Origin of the sequence: Shewanella sp. HL-SH4, from assembly GCF_051164845.1 — a bacterium.
GTDB classification, from domain to species: domain Bacteria; phylum Pseudomonadota; class Gammaproteobacteria; order Enterobacterales; family Shewanellaceae; genus Shewanella; species Shewanella glacialimarina.
On sequence record NZ_CP195037.1, the window covers coordinates 727,647 to 740,373 of the forward strand.

A 12,727-nucleotide genomic window follows, 5' to 3' on the forward strand; every position below is an offset into this window, starting at 1 on the left:
ACACTCTAGTGCTCTAATTAATAATTATTGTTGTGTCCAATGCTTGAGTTTGCCTTTTAATCTAAGCATAGCCTGACTTAATATCTGACTAACCCTAGATTCGCTTACTTCAAGAATTGCACCGATTTCTTTTAAGTTTAACGCTTCGTCATAGTACAGTGAAAGTACTAATGCATCTCTTTCTGGTAAGGTTTTAATTGCTTCCACCAGCGCTGATTTAAATTGCGTTTCAGCTAATGCTTCAAAATTATCATCTGGTATTCCATCATCTGTTACTAACACATCTTGCGAAATACCTAAATCTTCTATGCCTATGATTTTCCCAACAGAAACATCATTTAAAATATGATGGTACTCATTGAGCGACATATCAAGTTTTTCTGCAATTTCTGTGTCACGAGCATCACGTCCCAACCCTTGCTCTAGTTCGTCAATAACCTGCGCAACCCGGCGATTATTGCGATGAACTGAACGAGGAACCCAATCACCACGGCGGATTTCATCAATCATAGCACCGCGTATCCGAATGCCTGCAAAGGTTTCAAACTTAGCCCCTTTGGTGTCATCAAATTTTGATGACGCTTCAAGTAACCCTATCATGCCAGACTGTAGCAAGTCGTCGAGTTGCACTGAAGCAGGTAATCGCGCCAACATATGATGTGCAATTCTTTTTACCAGCGGTGCATACTGTTCAACAACGGATGTTTTATTATCGAACTGAGTATACGCGGCGGCTTTATTCACTCACTCTATCCTCTTGTGTTTCTTTGCGTTGGACTAAACGTTCAACAAAAAACTCTAAGTGTCCACCCGGCTGTTGTGGAACTGGCCAGCTCATAATTTTATTTGCCAGGCCGTGATAAGCAATAGCTGATGGCGACTTTGGATACGCCTCAACAACTAACTTTTGCTTTCGCACAGACTTACGTAAATTTTCATCAAATGGCACGGTTGCAACTAACTCTAAAGCAACATCTAAAAACCGATCCGTTACTTTACTTAGTTTAGCAAACAATTCCATTCCTTCACGTAAACTGCGTACCATATTAGCCACAATTTTGAAATGAAATACACCGTGTTCACGGCTTAATATTTTTATCAGTGCATAGGCATCTGTAATAGATGTCGGTTCATCGCATACCACAATTAATACATCTTGTGATGCCCTTGAGAAACTCAGTACCATATCTGAAATACCTGCCGCGGTATCGACAATTAATATGTCAAACTGTGTACGCATCTCACTGAAAGCACGAATTAATCCTGCATGTTGAGCCTGGGTTAACTCAACCATAGCTCTGCTTCCAGACGTTGCAGGAACAATACCAATACCTTTAGGGCCTCGAACAATGATATCGTCTAATTCGGCATCGCCAGATAAAACATGAGATAAATTTTTCTCGGCACGAATTCCTAACATCACATCAACGTTAGCTAAACCAAGATCCGCATCTAATACTAAAACACGTTTACCTTTTTCCGCTAGGGCAACGGCAGTATTTATAGAAACACTGGTTTTTCCTACCCCACCTTTTCCACCGGATACGGCAATTACTTTAACTTTTTCGTTATTTGGTTGATTCATCATACGTAAACCACTTGCTTGATCACGGGTCATATTCTTACTCGAATGCATAAGTCATTTCATTCGACCATGCGCTTGTGTCTTGAGAAATTACTTGTTCTGTTTCATTTAACGCGGCTAAAGCTTGCTTAGCCAGAGCTAAAGTATCTGCTACTTTTATGTCTTCAGGAACACGTTGGCCATCAGTCACATAGCTTAATGGTAACTCATTTTGTATCAGAACGCTCAATGCACCTGCAATTGATACAGATTCATCTAATTTGGTTAAAATTACACCCGCTAATGGAATGCGTTTAAAATGATTAACCGCGTCTTGTAATACCCTGCGTTGCCCTGTTGCCGACATCACTAAATAGCTGCGAATTGGGATCCTACTGTTTGCTGTCAAATTATCAAGTTGTTGATAAAGACGCATATCACGTTGCCCCATACCCGCTGTATCTATAAGTACTAACTTACGACTTCTAAATTGGTACAAAATCTGTTCTAGCTCGGTGACATCATGTGCTTGCTTTACTGGACAACCCATTATTTTGCCATAAGTTGCTAATTGCTCATAGGCGCCAATACGATAATGATCCGTTGTAATAAGTGCAACTTGATCTGCACCATGTTGTGCTGCAAAACGTGCAGCAATTTTTGCCAGAGATGTCGTTTTACCAACACCAGTTGGTCCAACAAAAGCCACAACGCCTCCGCGCTTTACAATATCATCACCTTGGTTATCAAGTAAGTTAGCCAAACTTTGTGGTAATGAACGCACTAATTCCGCTGGATTATAGTGTTGACTCAAAGATGAAAGTTTAGCTGCAACGGGTGCTGAAAACTCTGCAGCAAGTAGTTTACTTTCAAGCATAGCACCCACAGGATCTTTCCGCTTTTTTTGTTCAGTCATCAATGAAGATACTTGATGAGTCAGTAAGTTACGTAATGAAGCCATTTCTTCACGAAGCGCATCCATTTCAGTCGAACTGACTTTATTATTTTTTGACTGCTTATCAAATCCAGCCTGTTGCTGATACTGAGGTTTAGCTGGCTTGGCGTCAGCTGTCGCACCTTGTAATTGGCGCGCCCATTCAGGTAAATCAGAGTCATCTTGTTTAGGAGGCATTTGCTGACTTAAGCGGCTTTGTTGTTTCTCTAACAACGCTTGTAATGAATCTGCCGCTGGCGGTGGATTAATTTTTGTCTTTGCCTTGATTACAGAGTTAGATGCAAGTGATACGCGATCCTCACTTAGATCCATAAAGCCTGGAGTCGGTGCCGCCATAGCGGCACTCGCCTTAGGCTCATCGTAATCAACGGCGGCGACAATCTCGATCCCGCCTGCCACTTTTTTATTCGACATAATGACAGCGTCAGAGCCAAGGGTCTCTTTTACTTGCGCTAATGCTGCGCGCATATCTTTGGCAAAAAATCGTTTAATTTTCACTTACGCACCTCTTTTATCTGACGTTATCACTATTGGCCAACAGATGAAACAATCCGTATCTGTTTCTCATCTGGAATTTCTTGATACGAAATTACCCTTAAATTTGGAATAGTGTACTTAACAAATCGTGACAGAGTTGAACGTAGCATGCCTGATGTCAATAAAATGGCTGGCTGACCGACCATTTCTTGTTTCTGTGAAGCATCAAGTAATGACTGCTGCATGCGTTCTGCAAGGCCTGGTTCAATATTTGGCCCCTCTCCCCCTGTCGCCTGCATAGACTTATGCAACATTTGTTCCAACTCTGGAGCCAAAGTAATGACGGGGATTTCTAGCTCAGGTCCGGATATTTCTTGCACAATCATACGTTTTAGCGCGATTCGAACTGCAGCGGTAAGCACTTCAGTATCATTACTTTTGGTGCCGTATTCCAGCAAAGTTTGCACTATAGTACGTAAGTCACGCACAGATACACCTTCATTCAATAGATTTTGCATTACTTTAACCACATTGCCCAGCGACATTACATCCGGAATAAAGCCATCAACAAGTTTTGGTGACTGCTTAGAAAGCATGTCCATTAATTGTTGTACTTCTTCATAACCTAATAACTTAGCAGCATTATTACTGAGTAATTGGCTGATATGGGTTGCAACTACTGTCGCAGTATCTACCACTGTATAGCCTAGTGTTTGCGCATGCTCACGTTGCTCTGGTGCAATCCAAACGGCTTCTAACCCAAATGCAGGATCAGTCGTTTCTATGCCATCAAGCTTGCCATAAACTTGGCCAGGATTAATGGCTAATTCACAATCATGTCTGACTTCAGCTTCACCGACGACCACGCCCATTAAGTGAATACGATATGAATTTGGCGATAAATCTAGATTGTCACGGATATGCACTGCTGGCACTAAAAAGCCTAATTCTTGTGATAGCTTTTTACGCACACCTTTAATTCTACTCAATAATTCACCACCTTGGCCTTTATCAACCAAGGGAATAAGTCTATATCCAACCTCTAAACCGATAGTGTCAACGTGACGGACATCATCCCAACTTAAATCTTTTGGTTCTTTATCTTTGATGTCTGGTGGACCTTTTTTGACAAGCTCTAATGCTGCAGATTTTTTATCATTAATACGTTTGTGAACAAAATATGCCGCACCGGCTGTCAAAAATGCAAAGCTGATAAAGGCAACGTGTGGCATACCAGGCACAATACCCATAACAAATAACAAACCTGCAGCAATTGCTAACGATTTGGGCTTGTCAAACATCTGGCTCATCATCATCTGGCCCATATCACCAGATTCATTTTGACGAGTAACCATTAAAGCGGCTGCAATTGAAAGCAGTAAACCGGGTATCTGGGCGACTAAACCATCACCAATCGTTAGCAGTGTATAAACTTCAACAGCACTAGAAAAATCAAGCCCATGCTGGGCCATACCTATGATAAAGCCGCCCAACATGTTAATCACCAATATCATAATACCGGCTATCGCATCGCCTTTTACAAATTTTGACGCACCGTCCATTGCGCCATAAAAGTCCGCCTCACGGGTCACTTCTTCACGACGAATACGCGCTTGTTCTTGGTTTAGAATACCTGCGTTTAAGTCGGCATCAATGGCCATTTGTTTACCAGGCATAGCATCTAAGGTAAAACGTGCACTGACCTCTGATATACGGCCTGCACCTTTAGTTACAACAGCAAAGTTGATAATAATCAAGATTAAAAACACAACTAAACCAACAGCATAGTTACCACCAATAACCACTGAGCCGAAGGCTTCAATGACTTTACCCGCCGCGTCGCCACCATTATGGCCTTCCAGTAATACCACACGAGTTGAAGCCACATTTAAGGCAAGTCTTAGTAAAGTCGCTACTAAAAGTACTGTGGGGAAAGCGGCGAAATCGAGTGGTCTGTCGGTATAAATAGCGACAAGTAACACGACTAAAGCCAGTGCAATATTGAATGAAAACAAGATATCTAATAAGAATGGCGGGATCGGTAAAACAATCATCCCTAATGCCGCCAACACTAACAGAGGCGTACCAATTCCTTTAAAGGTTGATGGTCGGATTTGTTTAAATTGGCCGAAAACTGCTTTTACATCCATTCGCGAAAGCCTTTTACTGATGAATTTTTGACGCGTACAGTCAAATAGCAAGAATTAAGCCAACAAAAATTCAATGTCAATTTGATAACAGCATCTATGTAGTACGATTAAAAAACAATCTAAGAATGTTATTAATGCTTTAGTTCATCCGGAATGGGTTGCTTTAACGGGACTGGTATTGGACGACGCCCTTTACCTTTTTGGTATTGTTTTAACTGAAAGACGTATGCAAGTACTTGAGCAACAGCGGTAAATAAGCCTTCTGGCACTTGTTGATCTACTTTTGTTGTATGATAAATAGCCCTTGCTAATGGTGGCGCAGACACAATCGCAACGTTATGCTCACGAGCGATTTCACGAATCTTAAATGCAACATCGTCAACTCCTTTAGCAATTAAAAATGGTGCGGAGGAGCGTGCAACATCATATTTAACCGCAACAGCATAATGTTCAGGGTTGACCACAATAACATCAGCATTGGGCACTTCGGCCATCATCCTTCTTTGCGCCATTTCTCGTTGCAGTTGTCTGACACGACCTTTCACTTCAGGTTGGCCTTCAGAATCTTTATACTCGTCTTTAATTTCTTGTTTGGTCATTTTAAGTTGTTTATTGTGATTCCAAATTTGAAACGGTACATCAATAATCACAATGATTAACATCGAGGAACATAAGAGAATAAACATCCAAACTAATAAATCTAAAGCATGGTAAACATTGCCAGGTAAATGATCGCTAGACAGCATTAGAATATCGTAAAAATAGACCTTTAGTAAAAAATAAGCTGCAATGGCTACTACCGAAAATTTGGCTATACCCTTAGTTAACTCAACTAACGCCTGCGTTCCAAACATTCGCTTAAATCCACTGACGGGACTCATTTTACTGCCCTTGGGCATAAAAGCTTTTACAGAAAAAGACAAGCCACCTAAAACAATATTGCCCAAAAAGGATACCAAAGCGAGCAAAGCAATAAAACTCACCAAAGGCCATGCGAGCTCATTGCCCACCACGCCCCAAATTCGATACATCGAATTAGTATCAAAGATTTGATCTCGCTCCATGGTAAAAATTTGTTTCATTATGGTATACAAACTTTTGGCGATAGCTGGCCCAGTCATAGCAAAGCCAACCGATGCAGCAAGTAATACCGCAGCAGTGCCTAACTCTTTAGATCTGGCAACCTGGCCTTTTTCACGCGCCTGTTCAAGACGCTTACTGGTGGGCTCTTCTGTGCGCTCTTGACCGCTGTCAGCTTCTGACATTTACTGTGTCCTTAAAAAGCCACATCACCATCAATTTGGCATTGCAGTTGTAAAATATCACACATCAATAATTGGGCTGCTAACCATACTTCATCAAAATGTGCCATGATAGGACCTAATGTTAGCCACAATATCACTAATCCGCTAACCATGGTGACTGGAAAACCTATTGAAAAGATGTTCAGCTGTGGTGATGCACGGGTCATTACACCAAAAGATAAATTGATCAATAATAACGCAACAATGGCTGAGATAGACATAGTTAGTGCCGCGCCGAACATATAAGATCCCCATTCAGCAAGATTTTTATAGGTGGTAATATTAATACCTTCTGCCGATACTGGAATAGTTTCAAAACTGGCGACAATCATTCTAAACATCAGTAAGTGACCATCAACGGCTAAAAATATTAACGTCGCAAGAAGCAAGAATATATTACCCACCACAGGGGTTTGCTCACCAGAGCCCGGATCAACCATTGATGCAAAACCCAAGCTGGTTTGCATACCAATAATATGCCCTGTCAGCACGAATGTTTGCATCATCATCACACTCACAAAGCCCATTGCAGTACCAATTAAAAGCTGTTGTAAAGTAATAAACACTGAGCTGAGTGCAAATAGCTCTACATTTTCAACAGGGGGAGTACAGGCACAATGGCAAACGTAAAAGCCATTGAGAAAAGTAATCTAACGCGGGAGGGCGTTGTATTGGCGCCAAAGACAGTCATGGTCATCAACATGGCTGATATGCGAAATAGCGGCCATAGGTACATGGCAATTGTCTGACTGATTTCATCAAACAATATTTCCATCGGCCTACCCAATCACTACAGGGATAAGGTTAATCATCTCGAAGAAAAAATCCATCATAGTCTGTATAAGCCAGTGTCCTAGAAACATCAATGCAAATAAAGTCACCAATAATCTAGGTAGAAAACTCAATGTTTGCTCATTAATCGATGTTGCGGCTTGAAACACAGCAACCACTAGACCAATTGCTAAACCGGGCAAAATAATCGCTGATACAATCAATACAATTATTGATAGTGCTTCACGAAAAACATCAATTAAGGACTCGGGAGACATGTCTTCTCCTAAATGCCAAAGCTATTAGCTAGGGTACCCATGACGAGACTCCAGCCATCAACCAGCACAAATAGCATAATCTTGAAGGGGAGTGACACAATCATGGGTGACAACATCATCATACCCATTGCCATCAAGATACTGGCGACCACTAAATCTAATACTAAAAATGGCACAAATAACATAAAGCCAATTTGAAAAGCCGTCTTTAACTCACTGGTGATAAAGGCTGGCACAATGACAACCATTGGGGCTTGTTCAGGAGATTGAATGTCTTTGTAGCCTGAAATTTCAATGAACGTTTTTAAATCCGTGGTTCTTACCTGTGACAGCATAAAACTTTTAATTGGTTCTTTGCCAACATCATATGCTTGGGAAAGTGTCATCGATTCATTCATATAGGGTTCTACCGCTTCGGCATAAATTTTATCAAAAACGGGTGCCATGATAAAAAATGTCATAAACAAACTGAGGCCAATTAACACCTGGTTTGATGGAGTTTGTTGCAAGCCTAATGCTTGTCGAAGAATAGATAACACAACAATAATGCGGGTAAATGAAGTTAGCATTATCACCATAGCAGGAATAAAGCTCATGGCGGTCATCAGCAATAATATTTGCATGGTAACCGAATATTCTGTCGCGCCATCGGCACCTGTGGTTACGGTTAGCGCTGGCAACACCCCATCTTGTGCGATTGTACCTGAAGACCAAACTGTCGCAGCCAACACCGAGAACCAGAGTATTGCTTGAAACACTTTACTCATGATGTCTTTCCTTAGCATGTTGTAGGTTTTGGGCAAATGAATGAGTAGAGGCTTCAACGGGGCTTGCAAGTTTATCGATTAAATTAATTTGCTGGGATGTCACGCCGAGTAAGTATTGCTGTTGATTAATTTCAACCACCATCAACTTCTCTTTTTGACCTACAGGTGTCATCGCAATCGTCTTTATAATCCCATTTTGACTCGGAACAAGATTGAGCTTTTTAACGATATAGGCGAGTAATATAATAAGCGCAACTACAACAATAAGACCACCAAGCATATTTGCTAAGGTAGAGACTGTAGAGGTGTTATTTACCGATGTCGTTACATCAGCCACGGGTAACACTTGTGCTGTTGTAATGGCATTGGATAAAGCAACAGTTAGGTATGACACGGTTAATCCTTGAGCCATATGTCACTTAAGTGATTAATAAAAATATCAGCACTTAAGTGACCATTGATGATTAAAGAGCAATATAAAAAGGACTATAAAAAATAAACTAAATACATATTATTAATACTATTTTAGTTTTTTAATACGCTCAGTTTGGCTAATAACATCTGTCAGTCGGATACCAAACTTATCATTGACCACAACCACTTCACCGTGGGCAATTAAGGTACCGTTGACCATCACATCTAATGGTTCACCAGCCACCCTATCTAACTCGACAACTGAACCTTGGTTTAGTTGAAGTAAATTACGAATGCTGATAAAACTGCGCCCAACTTCCATTGAGATAGTTACCGGAATATCTAAAATAGAATCCAACTTAGCGGCATCTTCTTTAGAAATCGGCTTTGAATCATCAACTAATTCATCAAGCTCAATTTGTTCAGCTTCTTCAATTGCTTGCTCAGCCATTGCAGCTGCCCAATCATCGCCGGTATCTTCTGTGCTCATTTACATCACCTTATAATTCTGAAATATCACGCGACTTACCTTTGCGTGTTACCAATTGCAACTCAGACTTTACTGTTTCAGGTCGCGGAATTTTTTCACTAATTTTTAACGCTAAGTTATCGCGTGAACGCCCCAATTTACATCGGTAAGTGGGTAAATCTTCGATACGCATCATAATATGTTCAGGTAAATCTATCGGGATAATATCACCCGCTTTAAACCCCATAACATCACGAAGCGTCACTTCGTGTTCAATAATATTGGCGTCAAAACCAACCTTCACGTCCATAATTTCATCACGTAATGCCTGAGACCAACGCATGTCGGTATCTTGTTTATCACTTTGCACACCTGCATCAAGTAATTCACGTATAGGCTCTATCATCGAATAAGGCAGCGTGATGTGGAAATCACCACCACCGCCGTCCACTTCAATATGGAAAGAGTTGATCACTACCACTTCTGTCGGACTAACAATGTTAGCCATTGCGGGGTTAACTTCAGAGTCCAAATATTCGAACTCTACATCCATCACAGGTGCCCAAGCGTCTTTATAATCTTCAAAAATAATTTTTAATAATAACTGAATAATTCTTCGCTCTGTCGGCGTAAATTCACGGCCTTCAATTTTTGCATGAAAGCGACCATCACCACCAAAAAAGTTATCTACCAGTATAAAGACTAAGCGCGCTTCCATAGTAATTAGCGCAGTTCCCTTTAAAGGGCTGAAACGCACCATATTTAGGCTAGTTGGCACAAATAACGTATGCACGTATTCGCCAAACTTTAACATTTGCACACCGTTGATAGACACTTCTGCCGCTCTGCGCATCATATTAAACATGCTGATCCGTAGATGACGAGCAAATCGTTCATTGACAATTTCCAGTGTCGGCATTCGGCCACGAACGATACGATCTTGAGAAGAGAAGTCATAAGATCGCGCATCTTCGCCACCTATATCACCATCATCCTCATCAACATCATCAACACCATGTAATAGTGCGTCAATCTCGTCTTGACTTAATAAATCACTCACATGTTCACCTTAACTCTATCCATCTGGATTATTGCATCACAAAACCAGTAAATAGCACTTTCTCAACAAGAGGCTTTCCAGTAACAGGTTGCAAGGTATTTTGTACACTTAATAACGCCAATTGACGTACTTCGTCTTTACCCGCTTGTGTACTTAACTTTTGAACATCTGCACCGCTAAAAGTGGTTAGTAAAGCATCTTCAATTAAGGGAATGTGCTTTCTAACTGCAGTTTCATCATCAGCGCCACGCACCATTAATTGCACTTTAATTTCAACTAAACGAGATCTATCGACCCCAGGCAAATTGAACAAAAATGGTCTTGGCATACCGACATAATTTGCTTCATTAGTTGGTGCTTGAGAAGAGGATTCGGTAACCGCACCAACATCATCACTTTGAGCTGCTGCAGCAGGCTCGTCAGAGCCTAGAAAAAACCATGCTCCTCCCCCAATTAATAGTGCTGCAACTAGCCCTATTCCACCGAAAAGGATTAATTTTTTGGATTTTTTTGGTTCACTGCTTGCTTCATTAAGCTCTAACTCTTCAGCCATGGAGATCCCTAAACAAATTATGCGTATCAACTATGCGAATATCTAATAAGGGTAACATAAACCGCTTAGTTAGCTTATGAACCTTTAAGATAATAATTATGCTATAGATTACCGACTTAAGCGTAATAATCTATACCTGATTGCAAACTCTCTGGATGATTTTGAAACATTGAATGCTCTAACGCGGAATTTTCATCCATATCTTGCTGTTCAGCATAGCGTTCCGATGAGTCTTGCGGTTGTCCATCCCGTCCTCCGCCACCTTGAGAAACCTGGCTGTCGGTAAGTTGTAATCCTTCTTGCGCTAACATGTCTCTTAATCTAGGGATTGCTTGCTCAATCAATTCACGAGTTTGTGACTGCGTAACATGAAACTGTACTTGAGTTTGATCGCCATTTATCTGAATTTTAACCGTCAAGTGACCTAACTCAGGTGGATCAAGGCGAATTTCCGCCTGTTGAATGCCATTACTAACCATAGTGATCAATTGTTGCTTCATTACCGGTGAAAAACGTTGGATCATCTCCTGCATTTGAACTTGAGATTCACCCTGCTGCTTTAAAGATAATTGAAACTGCGGTACTTCACTTTTATGAATAGGAGTAAAACTACTTTGATTTTGCATCGCCTTTACATCAATCTCTTCATCCGGAGCACCAAAAACGTCAATACGAGCTGATTTGGCTAATTCGCTATCTATATTGGTTAACGCTGCAACAGAAGCTGTTTTAAGCGACTCAGCAGAAGCTGGCGTTTTTGAGTCAACCTGCGCCACAGCCATTGGCTCAATGACGTTAGCTGGACTAGGAGCTTCATCGCCCAAAATATTGCCACTATCTTGAGTGTCCACCGAGCTAAATAAAGCATTATTTTTTTGACCCAAAGAGTCATTCGCTAATTTAGTCGCATCACTGTCTTGAATGATATTGTTAGCCATATTGGTACTAGCCATAGCAGACATTGGAGCTTGAAGGGGCGCAATTGGAGAAGACTCTGTAATCGCTGGAGAGACATCATTAAGTGAATTAGCAGCAATAGGATCTAATTTAACCTCTAAATTTTTAGCTGCTAAGTCTAAAATAGATTCATCAAGTACCGGAGCTTGTAAATTAAAGTCAGCTACAAGGTTAACTAAATCATCATGGCTCAGCGCAATTAACTGCTCTGCTGATAAAGTTGAAAAATCGCTCAATGATTCTTTTTCTGAATCCGACAATGATGCCAAAAATTCGTCATTAGACTCACCTTCAACCGGCAATTGAATCATATTACTAAACAAGCTATTTTCTAATAGCTCTATGTCATTACTGGCGACTTGATTATCTAAAATGTCAAAGTCACTTTCACCATCAATGCCATCAATGCCATCAATGCCATCAATGCCATCAATGCCATCAATGTTGGATAAAGCCTGCGTTATAGCATCAAGACTGCCATCATCTGTAACATTACTTTCACCCTTAACCTCAAATATCGGCAATATTTGTCCGTCACCTTTTGACTTATCAAATGACTGCGCCATGTCTAATTGAGCGAAAATAAGCTCAATATCAGCTCCCTCTAGAGGCTCTGATAAATCAACATCAATAGTGGTGATTGCAGATTGCTCAGACTGTTTACTCGTATTAACAAGTTTAGCCGATTGAAAAGAAGACATTTGACTTGCTTGATTAAATTCATCTATAAATGATTTACTTTCAGACACTTGCATAGCATCTTTAGCCTGTGAGCCTGTAGACTTACTCGTACCAGTTAAGAGAATATTACCCATCTGTTGCATTATATATGCTCCACAAACTCAATCTAAAAGAAGATAATCAATCATCTTTTGTGTATTTAATCTACCGCCTAATAACACGCTAAACAAAATGTCACAACGCCACTTCAATGACGATTAATTATTACGTAGTAGATATTAAGCAATATAAGTGCCAACATAATAGTTGCAATTTGATTATCGTCTT

At 40.6% G+C, this 12,727-nt stretch carries 12 protein-coding genes and 1 pseudogene; all 13 read right to left on the minus strand.

Annotation, left to right across the window (positions count from 1 at the left end):
- Positions 1–24 precede the first annotated feature (24 nt).
- Positions 25–744, minus strand: coding sequence for an RNA polymerase sigma factor FliA (locus tag ACRWQL_RS04105; RefSeq protein ID WP_226410444.1), 720 nt, complete (start codon positions 742–744; stop codon positions 25–27).
- Positions 737–1,618, minus strand: coding sequence for a MinD/ParA family protein (locus ACRWQL_RS04110; RefSeq protein ID WP_226415986.1), 882 nt, complete (start codon positions 1,616–1,618; stop codon positions 737–739). The genes ACRWQL_RS04105 and ACRWQL_RS04110 overlap by 8 nt, the downstream gene beginning before the upstream one ends.
- Positions 1,619–1,622: 4 nt before the next feature.
- Entirely contained in the window at positions 1,623–3,017 is a 1,395-nt protein-coding gene (flhF, locus tag ACRWQL_RS04115) for a flagellar biosynthesis protein FlhF (RefSeq protein WP_434952489.1), read from the minus strand.
- A gap of 29 nt (positions 3,018–3,046) precedes the next feature.
- Complete coding sequence (gene flhA, locus ACRWQL_RS04120) at positions 3,047–5,146, minus strand: flagellar biosynthesis protein FlhA (protein ID WP_434952491.1); 2,100 nt, start codon at positions 5,144–5,146, stop codon at positions 3,047–3,049.
- A gap of 131 nt (positions 5,147–5,277) precedes the next feature.
- Positions 5,278–6,411 carry a flagellar biosynthesis protein FlhB gene (gene flhB, locus ACRWQL_RS04125; RefSeq protein WP_434952493.1) on the minus strand — a complete coding sequence of 378 codons (1,134 nt, stop codon included), beginning with the start codon at positions 6,409–6,411 and terminating at the stop codon, positions 5,278–5,280.
- Between the two features lie 11 nt (positions 6,412–6,422).
- Positions 6,423–7,225 (minus strand): annotated as a pseudogene (fliR, locus tag ACRWQL_RS04130) (flagellar biosynthetic protein FliR).
- A gap of 4 nt (positions 7,226–7,229) precedes the next feature.
- Positions 7,230–7,499: a flagellar biosynthesis protein FliQ gene (fliQ, locus tag ACRWQL_RS04135; RefSeq protein WP_226410449.1), complete on the minus strand. Its 270-nt coding sequence runs from the start codon at positions 7,497–7,499 to the stop codon at positions 7,230–7,232.
- A gap of 8 nt (positions 7,500–7,507) precedes the next feature.
- Entirely contained in the window at positions 7,508–8,266 is a 759-nt protein-coding gene (fliP, locus tag ACRWQL_RS04140; protein WP_434952495.1) for a flagellar type III secretion system pore protein FliP, read from the minus strand.
- The gene (gene fliO, locus ACRWQL_RS04145) at positions 8,259–8,660 is read right to left on the minus strand and encodes a flagellar biosynthetic protein FliO (RefSeq protein ID WP_434952497.1); all 402 of its coding nucleotides are present in this window, start codon (positions 8,658–8,660) and stop codon (positions 8,259–8,261) included. Before fliO ends, fliP begins: the two co-directional genes overlap by 8 nt.
- A 126-nt stretch (positions 8,661–8,786) precedes the next feature.
- Positions 8,787–9,170 carry a flagellar motor switch protein FliN gene (fliN, locus tag ACRWQL_RS04150; RefSeq protein WP_226410451.1) on the minus strand — a complete coding sequence of 128 codons (384 nt, stop codon included), beginning with the start codon at positions 9,168–9,170 and terminating at the stop codon, positions 8,787–8,789.
- A 10-nt stretch (positions 9,171–9,180) separates the two neighbouring features.
- Positions 9,181–10,209, minus strand: a complete 1,029-nt coding sequence (fliM, locus tag ACRWQL_RS04155; protein ID WP_226410452.1) for a flagellar motor switch protein FliM — start codon at positions 10,207–10,209, stop codon at positions 9,181–9,183.
- Positions 10,210–10,237: 28 nt separating this feature from the next.
- Positions 10,238–10,762, minus strand: a complete 525-nt coding sequence (gene fliL / locus ACRWQL_RS04160; protein ID WP_434952499.1) for a flagellar basal body-associated protein FliL — start codon at positions 10,760–10,762, stop codon at positions 10,238–10,240.
- A 116-nt stretch (positions 10,763–10,878) separates the two neighbouring features.
- A complete protein-coding gene (locus ACRWQL_RS04165) occupies positions 10,879–12,543 on the minus strand; it encodes a flagellar hook-length control protein FliK (RefSeq protein ID WP_434952501.1) in 1,665 nt (554 codons plus the stop codon).
- Positions 12,544–12,727 lie beyond the last annotated feature (184 nt).